The 19,691-nt window shown below is 38.6% G+C and carries 14 protein-coding genes; 9 read left to right on the top strand and 5 right to left on the bottom strand.

Annotated features, from left to right (window positions below; all coding sequences use genetic code 11):
• Positions 1 to 36 precede the first annotated feature (36 nt).
• The 5 genes from NMG86_RS17770 to NMG86_RS17750 all read left to right on the top strand — a co-directional run bounded on the left by NMG86_RS17770 (position 37) and on the right by NMG86_RS17750 (position 7,821).
• Complete coding sequence (locus NMG86_RS17770) at positions 37 to 4,299, top strand: non-ribosomal peptide synthetase (RefSeq protein WP_043938518.1); 4,263 nt, start codon at positions 37 to 39, stop codon at positions 4,297 to 4,299.
• Between the two features lie 253 nt (positions 4,300 to 4,552).
• Positions 4,553 to 4,741 (top strand): hypothetical protein, encoded by a 189-nt coding sequence (locus NMG86_RS17765; protein WP_026785832.1) that lies wholly within the window; start codon positions 4,553 to 4,555, stop codon positions 4,739 to 4,741.
• Complete coding sequence (locus tag NMG86_RS17760) at positions 4,741 to 5,004, top strand: hypothetical protein (RefSeq protein ID WP_026785833.1); 264 nt, start codon at positions 4,741 to 4,743, stop codon at positions 5,002 to 5,004. The genes NMG86_RS17765 and NMG86_RS17760 overlap by 1 nt, the downstream gene beginning before the upstream one ends.
• Positions 5,005 to 5,221: 217 nt before the next feature.
• Positions 5,222 to 6,865, top strand: a complete 1,644-nt coding sequence (locus NMG86_RS17755; RefSeq protein WP_026796751.1) for an IS1634 family transposase — start codon at positions 5,222 to 5,224, stop codon at positions 6,863 to 6,865.
• 806 nt (positions 6,866 to 7,671) lie between these two features.
• Positions 7,672 to 7,821, top strand: coding sequence for a hypothetical protein (locus tag NMG86_RS17750; protein ID WP_162832337.1), 150 nt, complete (start codon positions 7,672 to 7,674; stop codon positions 7,819 to 7,821).
• 201 nt (positions 7,822 to 8,022) lie between these two features.
• Here the strand turns inward: NMG86_RS17750 and speA are convergent, their stop codons facing one another.
• Positions 8,023 to 9,945 carry a biosynthetic arginine decarboxylase gene (gene speA, locus NMG86_RS17745; RefSeq protein ID WP_320056778.1) on the bottom strand — a complete coding sequence of 641 codons (1,923 nt, stop codon included), beginning with the start codon at positions 9,943 to 9,945 and terminating at the stop codon, positions 8,023 to 8,025.
• A 198-nt stretch (positions 9,946 to 10,143) separates the two neighbouring features.
• On the opposite strand from speA, the gene ndk reads away from it, so the two are divergent.
• Positions 10,144 to 10,593, top strand: coding sequence for a nucleoside-diphosphate kinase (ndk, locus tag NMG86_RS17740; protein WP_026785835.1), 450 nt, complete (start codon positions 10,144 to 10,146; stop codon positions 10,591 to 10,593).
• A 46-nt stretch (positions 10,594 to 10,639) separates the two neighbouring features.
• Here the strand turns inward: ndk and NMG86_RS17735 are convergent, their stop codons facing one another.
• The 3 genes from NMG86_RS17735 to NMG86_RS17725 all read right to left on the bottom strand — a co-directional run bounded on the left by NMG86_RS17735 (position 10,640) and on the right by NMG86_RS17725 (position 13,271).
• On the bottom strand, positions 10,640 to 11,347 hold the full coding sequence (locus NMG86_RS17735) for a DUF475 domain-containing protein (RefSeq protein WP_042156049.1): 708 nt from the start codon (positions 11,345 to 11,347) through the stop codon (positions 10,640 to 10,642).
• A 312-nt stretch (positions 11,348 to 11,659) separates the two neighbouring features.
• Positions 11,660 to 12,847: a TRC40/GET3/ArsA family transport-energizing ATPase gene (locus NMG86_RS17730; protein WP_026785837.1), complete on the bottom strand. Its 1,188-nt coding sequence runs from the start codon at positions 12,845 to 12,847 to the stop codon at positions 11,660 to 11,662.
• A gap of 52 nt (positions 12,848 to 12,899) precedes the next feature.
• Complete coding sequence (locus NMG86_RS17725; RefSeq protein ID WP_026785838.1) at positions 12,900 to 13,271, bottom strand: C6orf136 family protein; 372 nt, start codon at positions 13,269 to 13,271, stop codon at positions 12,900 to 12,902.
• 87 nt (positions 13,272 to 13,358) lie between these two features.
• Between NMG86_RS17725 and NMG86_RS17720 the strand changes: the two genes are divergently transcribed.
• Positions 13,359 to 15,902, top strand: coding sequence for a BsuBI/PstI family type II restriction endonuclease (locus tag NMG86_RS17720; protein ID WP_043938522.1), 2,544 nt, complete (start codon positions 13,359 to 13,361; stop codon positions 15,900 to 15,902).
• 168 nt (positions 15,903 to 16,070) lie between these two features.
• On the opposite strand, the gene purD is transcribed toward NMG86_RS17720, so the two are convergent.
• Positions 16,071 to 17,342: a phosphoribosylamine--glycine ligase gene (gene purD / locus NMG86_RS17715; protein ID WP_026785839.1), complete on the bottom strand. Its 1,272-nt coding sequence runs from the start codon at positions 17,340 to 17,342 to the stop codon at positions 16,071 to 16,073.
• Between the two features lie 336 nt (positions 17,343 to 17,678).
• Here purD and NMG86_RS17710 point away from each other — a divergent pair, with 336 nt between their 5' ends.
• Positions 17,679 to 18,848: an AAA family ATPase gene (locus tag NMG86_RS17710; protein ID WP_199918638.1), complete on the top strand. Its 1,170-nt coding sequence runs from the start codon at positions 17,679 to 17,681 to the stop codon at positions 18,846 to 18,848.
• 4 nt (positions 18,849 to 18,852) lie between these two features.
• Complete coding sequence (locus NMG86_RS17705) at positions 18,853 to 19,617, top strand: DUF4276 family protein (protein ID WP_330943347.1); 765 nt, start codon at positions 18,853 to 18,855, stop codon at positions 19,615 to 19,617.
• The last annotated feature ends 74 nt before the right edge of the window (positions 19,618 to 19,691 follow it).

Below are 19,691 nucleotides of genomic sequence, written 5' to 3'. Positions count from 1 at the left end.
CCTAATTAAACAACAACTTGGGGAGGCAATTGGTAAGTGAAAGTAGTTGAATTTTTATCTTATTTGAAGAGTTTAGATATTAAACTGTGGATTGAAGAAGAAAAACTCCGTTATCAAGCTCCCAAGGGGGCCATGACGACGGAAATTAAAGCGGCGATCGCGGCTCAAAAAACTGACATTCTGGACTTTTTAAAAGCAGCACAAATCCCTACTAATACTGTTGAGTTAGAGATTATTCCTGTGTCACGGGATCAGGATTTACCCCTCTCTTTTGCTCAACAGCGACTCTGGTTTCTACACCAACTTTCTCCCGATAGTCATTCCTATAATCTGTTGGAAGCTCTACGGTTAGAAGGAACCCTCAATCTGTTTGCTTTAGAACAAAGTCTCAGTGAACTGATTCGCCGTCACGAAGTTTTAAGAACCACTTTTCCGATGTTAGAAGGGCAACCCATTCAGCGCATTGCTCCCTCTTCCCCCGTCAGTTTACCCCTCCAAGATTTACAGGATTTATCAACAGAAAAACAAACAGAGTGTCTGCGGGAAATGGCGATCGCCCTCTCCTTAAAACCCTTCGATCTAGCGGGGGAACCGTTGGCACAATTTACCTTGTTTAAACTGAGTTCCCAGGAGTATGTATTACTGTTGAAGATGCACCATATTATTTACGATGGTTGGTCTTTGAGCATCTTTTTTGGTGAATTGTCTCAACTTTATGCGGCCTTTGTCCAGGGTTTGCCTTCCCCTCTCGCTGAATTATCGATCCAGTATGCCGATTTTTCTGTCTGGCAACGTCAATGGCTCACAGGTGAAGTCTTGGAGCGTCAACTTAATTACTGGCGAGGACAGTTGACAGATGCGCCGACTATCTTAGAACTGCCGACGGATTATCCCCGTCCCCCCATTCCTAGTTTCCGAGGTGATGGGGCGGTTTTTCGACTAGATCGAGGCTTAACCCAACGTCTCAAACAGTTGAGCCAAGAGTCAGGGACAACCCTATTTATGACTTTACTGGCGGCTTTTTTTGTTCTAATTTCTCGTTATAGTGGTCAATTAGATGTGTTGGTGGGTTCTCCGATCGCTAATCGGAATAGTTCCGCGATCGAGAAATTGATGGGCTTTTTTGCTAATACTTTGGCTTTAAGGGGCGATCTATCAGGAAATCCCAGTTTTCTGGCGTTATTAGAAAGAGTAAAGCAAACGACCCTATCAGCCTATGCTCATCAAGATTTGCCCTTTGAAATGTTAGTAGAAAGGTTGCAATTAGACCGCGATTTAAGCCGTAATCCTTTGGTACAAGTGATGTTTTCTCTGCAAAATACGCCCCAATCGGAAGGCAGTTTGTCGGGCTTAAAAATAGAGAATTTGCCCTTACCGATTGATACTAAAGCTCGATTTGATTTAGAAGTCAATTTTTGGGAAGTTTCTGATAGTTTAGATGCGGTTTGGTGCTATAGCACGGATTTGTTTACTGCTGGCACTATTACCCAAATGGGGCAACATTTTCAAAATCTCTTAACCGCGATCGCCGCTAATCCCAGCCTGGGAATTTTTGAATTACCGATGTTGAGTGATGCAGAACGTCATCAATTGTTGGTATCCCGGAACGAAACTCAAACAGATTATCCCCAGGATAAATGTATTCATCAATTATTTGAAGAACAGGTAAAACACAACCCCGACTCTGTAGCAGTAGTTTTTGAAGGTCAACAATTAACCTATTCAGAATTAAATAGTCGTGCTAATCAATTAGCCCATTACCTAAAATCTTTAGGGTTAGAAACTGACGAGCTAGTGGCGATTTGTATAGAACGTTCTTTAGAAATGATTGTGGGATTGTTGGGGATATTAAAAGCAGGAGGTGCTTATGTTCCCATTGACCCAGATTATCCCAAGGAACGCATTAGCTTCATGCTCCAAGACACTCAGGTTAAAATACTGTTAACTCAGGAATCTTTGCTTGCTTCTCTTCCAAATCAGGAGGCGATTGTCGTCTGTTTAGACAAAGATTGGGAACAAATTAATCAAGCAAATCAAGAGAATTTTAATAGCGCGGTTTCTGCGGATAATTTGGCTTATGTGATTTATACTTCTGGTTCTACGGGAACTCCCAAGGGGGTTGTCGTAACTCATCAAGCAGTTAATCGCCTGGTATTAAATACCAATTACATCCAGTTCACTACTGATGATTGCGTTGTTCAAGCGTCTAATATTGCTTTTGATGCAGCTACTTTTGAAATTTGGGGAGCTTTGCTTAACGGAGCTAAGATTATTATTCTCCCTAAATCAGTTTTGCTCTCACCCCAAGAGTTTGCCCTAAGTTTAAAGGAAAACCAGATTAGTGTCTTATTTTTAACGACAGCCCTATTCAATCAGTTAGCCAATTTAGTTCCGCAAGCTTTTAGTGGCTTACGATGCTTACTGTTTGGGGGCGAAGCAGTTGAGCCAAAATGGGTACAAGAGGTACGGTCGAAAGGTGCGCCGCAACGGTTGCTTCATGTCTATGGGCCAACGGAAAATACGACGTTTTCTTCTTGGTATTTAGTGGAGAACTTACCCGCTACAGCGACAACTATTCCCATTGGTAAGGCGATCGCCAATACCCAAATCTATTTGCTAGATAAAAACCTGCAACCCGTTCCCATTGGTGTAGTAGGAGAATTACATATTGGTGGTGCAGGATTAGCCAGAGGTTATCTTAACCGTCCCGAATTAACCCAAGAGAAATTTATTCCTAATCCTTTTAGTAATTACCCAGATTCTCGTCTTTATAAAACGGGAGATTTAGCTCGTTATTTGCCTGATGGTAATATTGAATATATCGGGCGGATTGACAATCAAGTAAAAATTCGCGGTTTTCGCATTGAATTGGGGGAAATTGAGGCTGTAATCGGTCAAAATGGAGATGTACAGTCGGCTTGTGTGATTGTTCGTGAAGACAATCCAGGAGAGAAGCGGTTAGTTGCCTACATTGTGCCAAAGTCAGGGGTGACAATGACAAGCGAAGATTTGCGTCAGTTCCTGACCCATAAATTGCCTGGTTACATGGTTCCGAGTGCCTTTGTGATGCTGGAATTTTTGCCCTTAACCGCTAACGGAAAAATTGATCGCCGTGCGTTAAAGGCTCCTAGTAACACCAGTGATTCAGACAGATTCATTGAAGCGCGTAGTCAGCTAGAATTAAGCCTAGTACAAATCTGGTCAAAAGTTTTAAAAATTGACAAAATTGGCGTTCGGGATAACTTTTTTGACCTTGGTGGTCACTCCCTTTTGGCTCCCTATTTAACGACCCAAATTAAGGAACAGTTTGGCAAAGAAATTGCCTTAACAGCACTGTTTCAAAACCCCACTATTGAACAATTAGCAACCATTATCCAAACCGATTCAGATAACTCTAGTGAGTCTTGTTTAGTCCCCATTCAACCCAATGGTTCCAAGCCGCCTTTCTTCTGTGTTCCAGGGGCGGGAGGACGACCCTTTTATTTTTACCATCTAGGACGTTATTTAGGAAAAGATCAGCCTTTTTATAGTTTTGAAAATGATCTCTATCAACAGTTTGGAGCAATTACTCAGATTGAGGCGATCGCTAGTATTTATATTCAAGCCATGCAAGATTTACAGCCCCAAGGGCCTTACTTTTTAGGGGGACATTCCTATGGGGGAAATGTGGTTTTTGAAATGGCTCAACAGTTAGTTAAGCAGGGTCAAAAAGTGGCATTACTAGCCATAATTGATTCCTCAGCCCCAACTTATAAAGATAAGCAAATGTTGCTTGATTATATTAATTGGGATCATGCGAGATGGTTAGCGGAAGTGAGCAAAGGTATAGAAATTTATTTAGATAAAACTGTAGATATTTCCTATGAAACCCTTCAATCGTTGACCGTAGAGGAACAATTAAAATACGTTTTAAACTTTTTTAAAATGGCGAATATGCTTCCTCCTAATGCGAAAACTACACAACTTGAAAATATTGTACAAGCCTATAAAACTAGCTGTTTATGTCTAGTTGATTATCTCCCTAAACAAATTTATCCCAACAAAATTACGATTCTACGCGCTAACGAAGATTTACCCGATGATCCCAATCGTGAGTTAGTTGCTGAGTGTTCCGAGGATTTATCCCTCGGCTGGAGTGAGTTTTCTTCGGAAGCAGTGGATATTCATTATGTGTTAGGTAATCATATCACAATTATGGCGGAACCCCATGTTCAAGTGTTAGCCGAACAGTTAAAAGTTTGCATCAATGCCAAATATTCAAACCCACATTCCGCAGATAGGGGTCAAATTTTCCACTAATTCTAAAAAATAGGAACCCATTCCAATTTTTCGGTGAACTTCCGAGGCTTTACTATCAAATTATATAGCTAGTTTACCGCTATTTAACTAAACATAAATAATTGCTATTTATTCACTAAGTTTTATCTTCAATTAGATTTGCTTAAATATCTGCGGAATGTGGGTTACTAATTATAGGAAAAACCAAAGAGTGACAGAAGAGGGATATACAAGATGAACCTGTGCTACAATATTCAAAATAATCAATTTGACAATGGGGAATCAAAACCATAAAAAAGCAATTCGTAGTTTGCAAAGGAGAATTGCTGAACATGAAGATAAAATCAACAAGGAGTTACAAAAGGATTATCCTGATCAGGGATTAATTAAACATTGGCAAACAGAAATCCGCGCTTTTGAGAAAGGAGTTCAACAAGCACTAAAACGACTTAGGAGGTTATAATGCAAATTAGCGATCGCAAATCTTTTATTAAAAGTTCAACCTTGGAAACCTTGTTAACGGAGTTGGGCGAAGAATGTCAAATAGTCATTCAGCTTTTAGATAAAATTAAAACAGGAAACCAATTAAACAATAGTGAAAAGGGGGATAGTTTAGCCGAATTATTGACAGCAATGATTCATCTACAAACCCATTGTGGCGAAGATTTGCAAACTTTAATTGCTGAAGAATTAGAACAGTTGCCTGATTCTGAATTGTTAGAATAATATTGTTAATGATCAAGTTATCCCCCTGTATGGGCGAGGCGCGCCTCGCCCCTACCTTGTGACTTTTGAATGATTTTCAACCCACATTCCGCAGATATTTAAGCCAATTGAATTGCCAATTAAATTGGAATAAATAAAAGCCCAAATCATTATATGGCAATCATTTGGGCTATTTTCAATGTAGAATAATAATTAGAGTAGCTGAACAAATAAAAATATGAAAAACCCCCTAGAAGCGATAGAAATCGTGAATTTAGACCATTTAGGAATAGTAGCAGGCGTAATAGATGAGATGGAATTAGTAGAAGAAGTGAATAAAAAAGTGGGATTAAGAGGAAAAGAAGCCATAAGCCCAGGACAGGTAATGAAAGCAATGATTTTGAATGGATTAGGGTTTTTGAGCGCGCCGCTGTACCTATTCGAGAACTTTTTCGTAGGGAAAGCAACAGAACATTTAATAGGAGAAGGAGTAATAGCAGAGCAACTAAATGATGACAGAATCGGGAGAGCATTAGATAAATATTATGAAGTAGGAACAACAAATCTATTCACAGCAATAGCCCTAAAAGCCGCCCAAAAATTCCAAGTAGAAAAGGAAAGCGTACACCTAGATAGCAGTTCGATATCAGTAGAGGGAGAATACAAAAGTAAAGAAGAAGAAAATCAGGAAATAGAAGAAGAAATGAAAGCCATAAAAATAGTGCATGGATACTCAAGAGATAAAAGACCAGATCTGAAACAATTTATAATAGATATGGTAGTAAGCGGAGACGGAGATGTGCCATTATATCTAAAAATAGATGACGGAAACGCCGATGATAAAAGCGTATTTGTAGAAAGACTAAAAGAATTTAAAAAGCAATGGACATTTGAAGGAATATGTGTAGCAGACAGTGCATTATACACAGCAGAGAATATAGGAGCAATGGCAGGAATGAAATGGATAACAAGAGTACCATTAAGTATAAAAGAAGCGCAAAATAAGATTGTAGAGATAGAAGAGGAAGAATGGGAGCAGAGTCAAATAAAAGGATATAGAATAGCAACGAAATCAAGTGAGTACGCAAACATAAAACAAAGATGGTTAGTAGTAGAAAGTGAAGCCAGGAAAAAAGCAGCCCTAAAAAAAATATCAGAGCAAGTAGAAAAACAGTTAGAGAACGCCAAAGCATCACTGCGGAAGCTATTGAAACAAGAGTATGCTTGCATAGCGGATGCAGAGATTGGGATAAAAATGTTATCAGATTCGTGGAAATATCACGAAATAAAAGAAATAAAATGCACAGAAAAAGCCAGTAAAAAAAGCCAAAGTAAAACAGAAAAAGGGAATCAAGAAAAGACAATAGTTTATCAAGTAACAGGAGAGATAGAACCTAGAGAATCAGTGATAGAAGCGGAAAAAATCAAAGCCGGAAGATTTATATTAGCGACAAATATATTAGACAAGAAAGAGGTGAGTAATGAAAAGCTATTAGCCGAATACAAAGCGCAGCAAAGTAACGAGAGAGGATTTAGATTTTTAAAAGATCCGTTATTTTTCACAGCAAGTGTATTCGTGAAAAAACCAGAGAGAGTGGAAGCAATAGCGATGATAATGGGATTGTGCTTGTTAGTGTATAACCTAGCTCAAAGAAAATTGAGAAAACAATTAGAAACAGCCCAAGAAGGGGTAAGAAATCAGGTCAAGAAATTAACGAATAAACCGACGATGCGGTGGATATTTCAAATGTTCCAAGCGGTGCATTTAGTCAGGATAAATGGAGAAAACCAAGTGAGTAACTTAACCCAAGAACGTCAAGAAATATTGCAGCATTTAGGGAAAGATTGCTGTCAATACTATTTAATGATTCCTGGGGGATAAAGATTAAAAGAAAGGGGGAAATAGTTGTAAAAAATCTAAGTTATGAGTCAAGATGAGAACTCTTGGCTGAAAAGAATTTGGTGATAAAATACAAATATATTAAAAAAATGGAGTTCTATTTCTATTAAAAAATAGTAATTATTTATGTTTAGTTAAATAGCGGTAAACTAGCTATATAATTTGATAGTAAAGCCTCGGAAGTTCACCGAAAAATTGGAATAGGTTTCTATTTTTTAGAATTAGTGGAAAATTTGACCCCTATCTGCGGAATGTGGGTTTCAAGATAGGGCTTACTTTATATCAAAAACAACAACAATCTTCACCTCAACCCCAAACAACAGTATCCTCAATTCCTGATATTGACTGTTAATTCGGTTGGCGGATGTTGATAAACCCATACGGGATTATTTAACTCAAAATTGGTTACGCGATGCGAAGGGAGATTTAAGGGAGGTTTCGTCGGAATGGGTGTCGGCGTTTGAAGGGTTGATGAGACCCCCCCAACCCCCCAGGGCTGTTTCATTTTCTCCCAAAAACCTTTGTGACCTAACCCCCCAACCCTCTTCCCTACTAGGGAAGGGGGAGTAATAAATGGTTTTTTATGTTTAATAGTAATAATTAGTCTCCCCTCTCCTCGCAGGAGAGGGGTTGGGGGAGAGGTCACACAGTTTTTCTTAGAGAATGAAACAGCCCTGCCCGGTTTCTAAGCCTAAAAATCATCCTCAAGACTGAGATAAATAGGGCGAGATTATGTTAGTATTTTACCATGTAAATAAAGTCTAAAAATAATTTAATGGATCAGCACTATGGCAACTAAAAAGCGTTATATCCCTTCCGAAGAATATCGTCAAATGTTAGTCCGTGATGGCGATCGCCGTTTTAAAGAATGGCATGACAAATTCTTGAAATATCAACAGCTATTTCTGGCAGATATGAACAAACGCAAAGTAGGATGATTTTTAGTCGAATTATTATTCTCGTAATAGTTTTATTGAATAATAATAACTTGTCTTGCGGGAAAAAAGGTTATCTGAAATTACTAAATTATCCCTCCTAATTTCCCCTTTTTAATGGGGTTAGGGGGGATCATCTTTAGCGGTTATAATTCCATTTAATATTGGTTTGGTGCGTAAGCGAACCGCACGCACCCTACGGGGTTAATGGAGGTAGGTATAACGCCGCAAACTGCGTTCGTAGTTTTGTAATAGCAGTTGAGATTCTTCTAAACTAATCCGTTTTTGTTCTAACGCCTGTTCGGTTTGGCGACGAATACTTTCAATTAAATCCTCTGTATCATACTGAACATAACCCAAAACTTCCTGCATAGTATCTCCCTTAATCACCGCTTCAATTTGATATCCTTGAGGAGTAAGTTTAATATGAACTACATTCGTATCCCCAAATAAATTATGCAGATTTCCCATAATTTCTTGGTAAGCACCCGCTAAAAACATTCCCAAATAATAGGGTTGTTTTTGATTGGGATTTTGAGATAAATCTTCACTCTGTTCTAAAGAATGTAATTCTAAAACATATTTCACATCTCGTAAATCAATAAACTGATCAATTTTGCCATCACTATCACAGGTTAAATCCGCTAAAGTTGCCCGTTTTGTCGGTTCTTCATCTAATCTATGAATCGGCATAATTGGGAATAATTGATCAATTGCCCAGGTATCGGGGGCAGATTTGAACACCGAAAGATTGACATAATAAATCGAAGCCATAATCTTTTCTAAGTCTTCTAATTCATCGGGAATATAATCGGAATTTCTGACAATTTCTAAGATTTTTCGACAACAAGCCCAATGAATTTTTTCAGCTTTGGCGCGATCGCTTAAACTTAAATAACCAAATCCAAATAAACTAATTGCTTCCCCTTTAAATTGGGTAGCATCGTGATAGGCTTCTTGGTAGTTATCTTGATTAATAGATTGATAAGTGTTATCCAAATTCCTTAAAATTAGATGATCTTTTTCGGTAATCACCGGGGGTTCATCTATGGGAATATCACTACTCCCTAACACATCAAATACTAACACCGATTGATGGGAAGCGATCGCCCGTCCACTTTCACTAATTAATGTGGGAACTGGTAATTTTCGCTCCTCACAAGCCTCCTTAACCTCGGCAACAACATCATTAGCATAATTCTGCATATTGTAGTTTTTAGAGGCGTGGAAATTGGTTTTAGACCCGTCATAATCGACACCTAAACCGCCCCCCACATCCAAATATTTCATATTTGCTCCTAGTTTCGCCAATTCTACATAAATTTGACTAGCTTCTTGCAGGGCATCTTTAATCACACTAATCGAAGAAATTTGAGAACCAATATGAAAATGTAACAGTTGTAAACTATCTAGCATTTCTGCTTTTTTCAGCTTTTCAACTACGTCCATAATTTCAGGAATAGTTAAGCCAAATTTAGCCCGATCGCCCGTTGAACCGCCCCAACGTCCCATTCCCCTGGTACTCAATTTAGCCCGGACTCCCACAATCGGACGAATGCCTAATTGTTGACTCGCAGCGATGACTAAATTCACTTCTTCAATTTGTTCTAAAACAATAATCGCGGTCTGTCCCAAGCGTTGGGCTAAAATGGCAGTATCAATATATTCCTGGTCTTTATAGCCATTACAAATTAATAGAGAATTGGAATTTTTCAATAGGGCTAAAGCAATTAATAATTCAGGCTTTGATCCCGCTTCTAAGCCAAAATTATAGGGTTGACCAAACCGGACTAAATCTTCAAGTAAATGCCGTTCTTGATTACATTTAACCGGATAAACCCCCCGATAAACCCCTGTATAACTATAACGGGCGATCGCCTTTGCAAAACAAGCATTTAATCGTTCAATTCGGTCTTCAAGAATATCAGGAAAACGGATTAATAAAGGTAACTCAATATTGCGACTTTTCAGGGATTCGACTAATTTTAATAAATCTAAAGATCCCCCTCGGTTCGCTTTCGGGGACACCGTAATATTACCCGCAGCATTAATCGAAAAATAAGGATCACCCCATCCCTGGATGCGATAGAGTTTTTCGCTATCTTCAACTGTCCAGGTCTTTTTCATCGTGACCTGGGGGGACTCCGTTACAACCTCTGGTGTCTGGAGTTTAGGGGCGAGTGCATTGACATCCATCTATTTCTATCCTTGCCATTGAGCAACCATCAGACAGTGTAGCGGTTTAAGTTAAGATTAACCAGCCCTCTGTTGCCAAGTATACGGTAATCTAAGTTGTGAACTTGAATCACAGTTAAGGAGATTTCCTTGGAACGGACATTTATTGCAATTAAACCCGATGGCGTACAGCGCGGACTCGTAGGGGAAATTATTGGGCGCTTTGAAGCCAAAGGTTTTACCCTCGTTGGCTTGAAGTTAATCATTGCCAGTCAGGAGTTAGCCGAACGCCACTATGATATCCACAAAGAAAGACCCTTTTTCAAGGATTTAGTGTCTTTTATTACCTCTGGCCCCTTAGTGGCTATGGTCTGGGAAGGAGATGGCGTTGTGGCTTCTGCTCGTAGAATTATTGGAGCAACCAACCCCTTAACCGCCGAACCGGGTACAATTCGGGGTGATTTTGCCGTAAGTATTGGCCGTAATATTATTCATGGTTCCGATGCCATTGAAACCGCACAACGGGAAATTAGCCTTTGGTTTACCGATGCTGAATTAGCCAATTGGGAATCAACTATGAAACCCTGGTTGGTCGAGTAGCTTTCATCAAGTTAGCGGTTAACAATTATGGGTTAACCGTTAACGATTAACTATTATTATGATTATTAGGGGCATCCGCAACCCTTTGGGAAAATCCCCAAGCAAATAAACCTAGGGTGAGAACAACCATTAACCATTCCGGCGGGACTAAAGCCGAATCAATCACCCGAATTAATAATCGTAACCCCACTAAACCAACGGTTAAATATCCAGCAGTTTCTAAATAGACATATTCCTTTAACCACTTAATAAATAAACTCGCCATAAATCGCAAAATAATAATTCCGATAGTAGCTCCCGTAATCACCAGCCAAGCTCTATCAGAAATTGCAATCGCGGCAGTAACACTATCAAGAGAAAAAGCAAGATCCGTTACAGCAATCAGGGGGAGAACTTGCCAGAAAGACTTATAACGCATAACTTTTTCTGAGTCATCTTCCTGACTTTTATTGAAAAAATATCGAAATACTAACCAAAGTAAATATAAAGCCCCTAATAATTCAAACTGCCAATACTTAATTACCCAAGTCGCAGTAATAATTAAGATAATCCGTAAAATAAAAGCTAAAAATAAACCAATATTTAAGGCTTTATTTTGAAGTTTTGGATCTTCCAATCCACAGGAAATAGAAGCGAGAGCAATAGCATTATCAGCCGACAATACTGCTTCTAGGGCAATTAAAATCGGTAGTAATACGAGAAGATTTAACTCTATATGTCGAGAAGATTCAAGAACATTATCAAGATCTAACATTAATGATTGATGATTCCTATAGTGTCATAATCTGAAATTATATTAGAGTTTGCCATATTTGTCGCCGATTGCTCAGGATGGGGATTAGGATAGCAGAGGAAGTAGGTAAGTACCTAAACAAAATTAATTACACATCCTCCACCCTGTTCCCTCCCCCCCTAGCCCCCCGTGCACGGGGAGTTTGGGGGGGCTGTTCCGGTGTTCCCTCTCTCAACTAGGTAATTTATTTTGTGTAACTACTTAGTGTGTCCTCGCTTCTGATGCTTAATTACGCCCACCTACTTATTGTCTAAGAAACCAGATTTCTAAACTTTACACTTTCACCCCATTGGCAAACTTGATTTTCAAATAATCATCTTCCATTTTTGCCCCAGAAGGTTGCAACATAGCTAAAGCTTGGGGTAAAACTAAATTCCGGCGATGATTACCAATTCTAATATTGAGTTCGTCTCCGGTTTTATTTAATTGAACCTGCTCTTTAGGAATTCCTGGTAAATACAATTCTAGCGTATATTCATTATTGTCTACCACCACGCGAAGTGTATTTTCCTTATAGTAAACCTGACTAGGATCTTCATCTTTATATAGCACTTCTTTTAATCTTTCTAAGGCTTTAAACCCACACAACTCCTCAGAAAATAACGGCACTTCCTTAACAGGTAAGGGTCTAAAGTTATCATGAATTTCTTGACGATATTGTTTCTGATTTTCTTTCCATTTTTGGAAAAATGGATCAGTCACTTCTTCAGGAATAATCCGATTTGCGATCACTAAATCCGTAGAAACATTATACAAACTTAAATAGGCATGGGCGCGTAAAGATTCTTTAATTACCATTTTTTCCGGGTTGGTAACTAAACGTACCGAGGTTTGCATATTATCGGTTAAAACCTTTTCTAAAGCTTCAATTTTTTCATAAAATTCATAAGGTGCATCCATAACTTCTTTATCAGGTAAAGAAAACCCGGTCAAAGGTCTAAAAATCGGTTCAAATAGAGGACGCAACGCCACCGACATTCCTTGTAACGGTTTATAAAATTTTCTCATATACCAACCCCCCACTTCAGGTAAACTTAACAGTCTTAACGCTGTTCCCGTTGGGGCTGAATCAATAATTAAAACTTCAAAATCTTTTTCATCATAATGGCGTTTCATCCGCACCAGACCGAAAATTTCGTCCATGCCGGGTAAGATGGCCAGTTCTTCCGCTTGAACTCCATCAAGTCCTTGCGCCTGTAATACCTGACTAATATAGCGTTTCACCGCCCCCCAGTTGCCTTCAAGTTCCATCAGGGCATCTAATTCTGCCCCCCACAGGTTAGGTCGGACGAGACGGGGTTCGTGTCCCAAAGGCATATCAAAGCTATCAGCGAGGGAGTGGGCGGGGTCGGTACTCAATACCAGGGTTTTATGCCCCAACTCCGCACAGCGTAAGCCTGTTGCCGCCGCAACGGAGGTTTTACCCACGCCACCTTTACCCGTCATTAGAATTACGCGCATACCGTTTAAACTTAAAATTTGTTTACATTATTTAATGTTAGCGGGTTTTTAGTCAGAATAACTGTTTCACCACATCCCAGCGCGAACAGTCCCAATAGTCGATATGGCTTTCAATTAGGTTATGGGCGTTGAGCTTGAGTTCACTCCGTCCTGGGATAGAAATTCTGGGTTTCCAGGGTAGGGGAGTTGTCCAACTGAGTGTCCACCGGGTTTCAATTAAATTATCAGTTTGAGTAATATTGTGTAAATCCAGTTGAATGTCTAAAAACCAAGTTTTCATAAACCCAATCATTTGTTGATAACGTTGTAATCCGTTAAATTTGTTCATTGGGTCTGCAAAATAAACATTATCGGCATAAATATGATAGCTTTGGTTATTAGGAAATTGTTGATAATCTTGTTTAATAATCTCGATAATATCCATAATCTTATTATATAAGTAATAATTTTAGTATAACATGATTGTTCAATCCCTTTATTCTAGGTTCTAACCATTCCCTAACAGTTAACCGTGATTCAACTCCAAGTTCCTAGTCTAAGTTCACCCTCTGATTTTGATCATCAGTTTCTCGCTGAAGTAGATTTACTGCGCTTGTTAGCAAGTCAGAAATTAGACAGTTCACAAAAACAGAACAGGGGGCAATTTTTAACACCGTCTGCTGTAGCAGAATTAATGGCAGGAATGTTTGAAAATTGGCAGAAACCAGAAATTTGTCTTCTGGATGCCGGGGCAGGGATAGGTTCATTATCGGCTGCATTTGTTGATACTATTTGTCAACTCCAAAAACGTCCTTTAAAGTTAAGAATTATTGCCTATGAAATTGAAACATTTTTCTTAAACTATCTGCAACAAACTTTAAATCGATGTGCGAAAGAATGTGAAAAAGCCAATATTTCCTTGAATTATGAAATTCGCCCGACTGATTTTATTGAGGCAGCAGTCAATCAACTTCAGCCTAACTTATTTGATCAGAGTGAAAATATTGCCTTTACTCACGCCATTTTAAATCCACCTTATTTTAAAATTAATGCTAACTCAAAAAATCGGATGTTATTACGTTCTATCGGATTAGAAACCAGTAATATTTATCCGGGGTTTATTGCCTCAGCAATGCAATTATTAGTTCCCGATGGAGAACTTGTTGCCATTATACCTAGAAGTTTTTGTAATGGGTTATATTTTCGAGATTTTCGTAGAATGTTCTTAGAGCAAATGGCATTATCTCAAGTGCATCTTTTTGAATCTCGACAGGAAGCATTCCGGGATGATGAAGTCCTACAAGAAACAATAATTATCCACGCGATTAAACAAACTGAAAAAAAATCTACTGTTGTTATTAATAGTAGTGATAGTGCAGAGGATGACTTGATTTTGTCCCATAGCTTGCCTTATCAGGAAATTGTAAATCCCCGGGATACAGAACAATTTATTAGAATTTTACCTAATATATTGAGTCAACAAATTGTACAACAGATGGACTGTTTTCCATGTACTTTAAAAGATTTGGGAATAAGTGTTTCAACGGGACGAGTTGTAGATTTTCGAGCCAAGGAATATTTAAGACCTTTACTAAAAGAGGGGAATATACCCCTAATTTATCCAGTGCATTTTTCATGGGGATATATTAAATATCCAACGGTAACAAAGAAGCCTCAATCTTTAGTTAAAACCGAAGAAACAGCTAATCTATTAGTTCCTAATGAACATTATGTTTTGATAAAGCGGTTTTCTTCTAAAGAGGAAAAAAAGCGAGTGGTTGCTGCGGTTTATGATGCCAATACTATTAATACTAAATGGGTAGGTTTTGAAAATCACCTTAACTATTTTCATCAAAACGGACAAGGATTATCCTTGACCCTAGCACGGGGACTAGCAATTTACTTAAATTCAAGTCTTGTCGATTCATTTTTCCGGCTGTTTAATGGAAATACTCAAGTGAATGCAACTGACTTCAGAAATTTGAATTATCCTACATTAGAACAGTTATTATGGTTAGGGGAACAGATTAATAATTTGTTTCCTTCTCAAGAAAATATTGATACACTAATTCAGAAAGAATTATTGAATATGGCAGATTTTACAGAAAATAATCCGATTTTAATCAAATCCAGAATTGATCAAGCTTTAAATATCCTTGAACAACTGGAATTTCCCAAAGCACAACGGAATGAACGGTCAGCATTAACATTACTGGCTTTACTAAATCTTAAACCTAATGATAAATGGGAGTCTGCTGCATCTCCCTTAATGGGAATTACACCCATGATGGAATTTATGGCACAATATTATGGTAAAAATTATAAACCAAATACGAGAGAAACTGTCCGTCGCCAAACCATTCACCAATTTTTAGATGCTGCTTTAATTGTTGCCAACCCTGATAAATCTAATCGTCCAATTAATAGTCCTAAAACCGTTTATCAAATTGAAGAAAGTGCTTTAGAGTTATTACGAATTTATGGAAATCCAGAATGGAAAAAAAGGATTAAAACTTACCTTGCTTCTATTCAATCTTTGAAAGATAGTTATGCCACAGAACGAGAAATGTCTCGAATTCCTATTATTATTGAAGGAGAAATAAAAACACTTTCACCAGGTGGTCAAAATGTTTTAATTGAAAAAATTATTACTGAATTTGCACCTCGATTTACACCAGGAGGAAGGTTGATTTATGTAGGAGATACCGATGAAAAATTCGCTCACTTTGATAAATCTATATTCGCCAATTTAGGGATTACTATTGATTATCATGGTAAAATGCCAGATGTGATCATTCATTTTACAGCCAATAATTGGTTGATTTTAATTGAAGCTGTTACTTCTCATGGCCCTATTAATCCCAAACGAAAGAAAGAGCTTGAAACGTTGTTTAAAAGTTCAAAAATTCCTTTAGTGATGGTGACAGCATTTCTGAGTCGGAAAGCAATGGTCGGATATTTGACAGAAATTGCTTGGGAGACTGATGTTTGGGTGGCCGAAGATGTTACCCATTTAATTCATTTTAATGGTCAACATCTTTTACAATTATATCAATCTCAGCTTCCTCTAATTTAAAGTAATAATTAGAACTCTTGCAAATTGGGGAGTATCAGCCTCAAAATTCTCCGATTTAATAATCTCGATAATATTCATAATTGCTATATTATTATTTATAGCGAGCGAAGACGCCCGCACTGCAAGAATTGTATGATTTCGGGATAGAGAATTTAACTCCTGAACAGCTTAACCATCAACCGTCACCCGACAACCAATATCTCGACGATAGTAAAGTCCTTCAAAATTGATATAGTTAACCGCTTTATAGGTTTGGGTGATAGCTTCTTGGAAGGTAGACCCAACGGCCGTAACCCCTAAAACTCGTCCGCCATCGGTAAGAATTTGGCCGTCTTGTAGTTGGGTTCCCGCATGGAATATTATAGCCCCCGATGCTTCTGCATCTTCTATTCCAGTGATAACTTTGCCTTTTTGATATGAACCGGGATAACCCCCAGAAGCTAATACCACACACACAGAAACCCCCGATTTCCATATTAAAGAAACCTGTTCTAAGCGCTGTTCACAACAGGCGAGTAAGACTTCTTCCAAGGGAGTTTCTAACAGGGCGAGAACCGTTTGGGTTTCGGGGTCGCCAAACCGACAGTTAAATTCTAATACCTGAATTTCACCTTCCGGGGAAATCATCAACCCGGCATAAACCACCCCCCGATAATCAATTCCCCGTTGACGCAGGGTGGCTAAAGTGGGTTCTAAGACCGACTGTTGCACGCGAGACAGCAGTTCCGGGGGGAGATGGGGTGTGGGAGCATAGGCCCCCATCCCCCCCGTGTTGGGGCCAGTATCCCCCTCTCCGACCTGTTTATGGTCTTGGGCTGGAACTAATGGCCGAATAGTTAACCCATCTGTTAGGGCGAGTACGGATACTTCCTGTCCGGTTAAGAAGTCCTCCACCACCACCCGCAGGTTATCCTGGCCAAATTCCCCGGCGAAAATAGTATCAATGGCTTCATGGGCCATTTCCACGGTAGTCGCAACGGTGACACCCTTTCCGGCGGCTAACCCATCGGCTTTGACTACAATAGGCGCGGTTTGAATATAGGCTTTAGCGCTGGCTGCATCGGTAAAAACGGCCGCCTTAGCCGTGGGAATTCCGGCGTCTTCCATGAAGGCTTTTGACCAGGCTTTACTGGCTTCTAGTTGCGCCCCGGCTTGGTTGGGGCCGAATACCTTAATATTGTGTTGTTGTAAATAGTCGGTAATTCCGAGGGCGAGGGGTAATTCTGGCCCGACTACAACCAGGGAAATATCCTGATTTTGAACTAAGTTTTTTATCCCTTCAAAATCTTCTACGGAAATCGGATAATTTTCACAGCCTTTGAGGGTAGCTGTCCCGCCATTTCCGGGGGTACAAAACACTTTTTCAACCTGGGGCGACTGGAGTAATGTCCAGGCGATGGCGTGTTCCCGTCCCCCATTTCCAACTACTAGAATTTTCACGGTTTTTTGTTCTCGAATTGATTAGCAGTTTTTGATTGTACAATTGTGGCGGTTGTTTTTACATCGGTTGAGGATTGCTATATTTTAACCTAAAAAGATAACCTTAAAAATATTTACATGACTGTGTAGGGACGAAGCACGCATCGCCTCTACGATGATTGAATTTACCAAAATTTAAAATTAAGCGATCGCCCAAACTCCAAATTAGGATAACATTCGGCCCTAAGATTATATAAAAAAAGATATAAATTCTCAAAAACATGATATAATAGAAGTGGTTCGGTTAATCGTCAAAACAATAATAACAATGATAGTATGCGTGATAAACTAACTCGCTTGACAATTAAAAACTTTCGTTCCCTAGCCAATATAACAATCGACCTTAATGACATCAACGTTCTTTTTGGTTCTAATGGATCTGGTAAATCAACATTTTTAGATACAATATGGTTTATTAGGGATTGTGCTATTAATGGAGTCGAATCAGCTTCTAGTAGCCGAAGTCATGGAATTGGTGCTTGTTGGGATGGTGCTGATGAAGGTGCAAATATCTCAATTACCGTAGAAACTCAACAAGTTCAATATGAAGTTTTATTTGGGTATTCTGGGGGAAGAATAGAACCTTATGTTGGGGAAAAGCTGATTCTCAAAACTCATGATAATCTTTGTCTAATAGACCGTAAAATGGGCAGTGAACAAGCAAAGTTTTATTTATCTGCGTCTAATTCCCCAGAATTTTTACCGGTTACACTCAAAGAACCTGAAAAACTTGCTTTCAGTCGATACATTGATTTTAAAGATTCGATGGAACAAGCCAATGATTTAGACCGATTACTCCACTTTGTCCATTCTTATCATGCGAGATCAACAAATCTGTATCGCTTGAAAACGCGAGGTTCTGATTCAAGTCATCAAACTGTGCTGTGGGATAGAGGTGAAAATTTATGGTCTGTTTTAAATAATTTAAACCATAAAATAAAAGTTGATGCTGATCAAAGATATGATAAAATTATTGAATTTATGAGAGAAAGTTTTCCCGGTTTTAATGATATTATCCTTGAGCAAACTGGCCCAACAACAATATATGGAAGTTTTTTGGACAAAAGACTACGCCAGCCCATTTTTGCGTCAGGTGTTTCTGATGGACATCTACAAATGTTACTGAATCTAACCGCGTTGTTTTCCGAAGGGAAAAATCGAGATTCACTTATTTTGTTTGATGAACCTGAAACTTCCCTTCATCCTTGGGCAATTGCGGTTTTTGCTAAAGCTGTTAAATTAGCGGCTGAAACCTGGAATAAACAAATTTTTATTGCAACTCATTCTCCAGTATTAATGAGCCAATTTGATCCAGAACATATATTAGAAACAAGTGTTGACGAAACGGGTCAAACTGTTATTCGTAGACTCAATGAAATTCCTGAAATTCAAGATTTACTAAAGGATTATGCTGTGGGTTCTCTCTATATGGCTGAGTTAATCGCACCTCAAAGTAAACCTTATTGATTAAATGATGAGTAATAATAGGATGAATAATACCTCACAATGCTGCTATTTTAAATTTGGGATTCTCGTTACTGGACACACTGAAAAACAGCACCTTCCAAAACTATTTAGAACACTGATGGCAACAGGAATATGCACGTTTGAGGTGATTGGTAAAATTGATCAACTTTCCCCTATTACTTCAACAAGAAGAAGGGACAATATCGTGGGAACTACACAACCGATACCACATAAAGATCAACAGCAGATTGGTTCGCCTAGTCGAAGATATTTACAAAATAATCCTTGTGCTTACATTTTGTTGATTGATGATTTAGAGCATGATCGCAGAGATCGGGCAAAACAAACTTTTCAACGGTACCGTCAAATATTAGATAGTATCCTTTCAGATGAACAACAACAACGAGCTTCAGTCCATTTTTTAGTAAATATGATAGAATCTTACTATTTTGCTGATGCTCAAGCAATTAATCAAGTTTTGGGTACTAATTTATCTGACCACTTAAAAGATGTTGAAACAATACGGCATCCCAAAGGAGAATTAAAGCAGATTTTTCCTGGGTTTGATGAAGTTCTGCATGGAGGAGATATTCTAAAATGTCTTAATGTCAATCATGTCTTATCTCGTCCCGAAACCTGTGCATCATTAAGAACTCTATTCAGTTGGTGCGTAAAGATATTACAACAATATCCCCATGAAAAACTATTTGTAGATGATGAATATTGCCTTATTACCGGAAATCGCTATTCAATTACTGATGGTCAATAAATAGATTCATTTTTAAATTTGTATAATCTGAGAATCCTGATTAATGGATTAACAGTTGAAATTAAGCGATCGCC

The organism is Planktothrix rubescens CCAP 1459/22 (assembly GCA_904830895.1).
Lineage (GTDB): Bacteria > Cyanobacteriota > Cyanobacteriia > Cyanobacteriales > Microcoleaceae > Planktothrix > Planktothrix agardhii.
The sequence above is the reverse complement of the archived record's forward strand: the minus strand, read 5'-3'. Positions and strand labels throughout refer to the sequence as shown.

What these genes read in the sequence shown, in the direction of transcription:
- NMG86_RS17765 (WP_026785832.1), top strand. Translation starts at nt 4,553, where the DNA reads ATGGGGAATCAAAACCATAAAAAAGCAATTCGTAGTTTGCAAAGGAGA.
- NMG86_RS17760 (WP_026785833.1), top strand. Translation starts at nt 4,741, where the DNA reads ATGCAAATTAGCGATCGCAAATCTTTTATTAAAAGTTCAACCTTGGAA.
- NMG86_RS17755 (WP_026796751.1), top strand. Translation starts at nt 5,222, where the DNA reads ATGAAAAACCCCCTAGAAGCGATAGAAATCGTGAATTTAGACCATTTA.
- NMG86_RS17750 (WP_162832337.1), top strand. Translation starts at nt 7,672, where the DNA reads ATGGCAACTAAAAAGCGTTATATCCCTTCCGAAGAATATCGTCAAATG.
- speA (WP_320056778.1), bottom strand. Translation starts at nt 9,945, where the DNA reads ATGAAAAAGACCTGGACAGTTGAAGATAGCGAAAAACTCTATCGCATC.
- NMG86_RS17735 (WP_042156049.1), bottom strand. Translation starts at nt 11,347, where the DNA reads ATGTTAGATCTTGATAATGTTCTTGAATCTTCTCGACATATAGAGTTA.
- NMG86_RS17730 (WP_026785837.1), bottom strand. Translation starts at nt 12,847, where the DNA reads ATGCGCGTAATTCTAATGACGGGTAAAGGTGGCGTGGGTAAAACCTCC.
- NMG86_RS17725 (WP_026785838.1), bottom strand. Translation starts at nt 13,271, where the DNA reads ATGGATATTATCGAGATTATTAAACAAGATTATCAACAATTTCCTAAT.
- NMG86_RS17705 (WP_330943347.1), top strand. Translation starts at nt 18,853, where the DNA reads ATGATGAGTAATAATAGGATGAATAATACCTCACAATGCTGCTATTTT.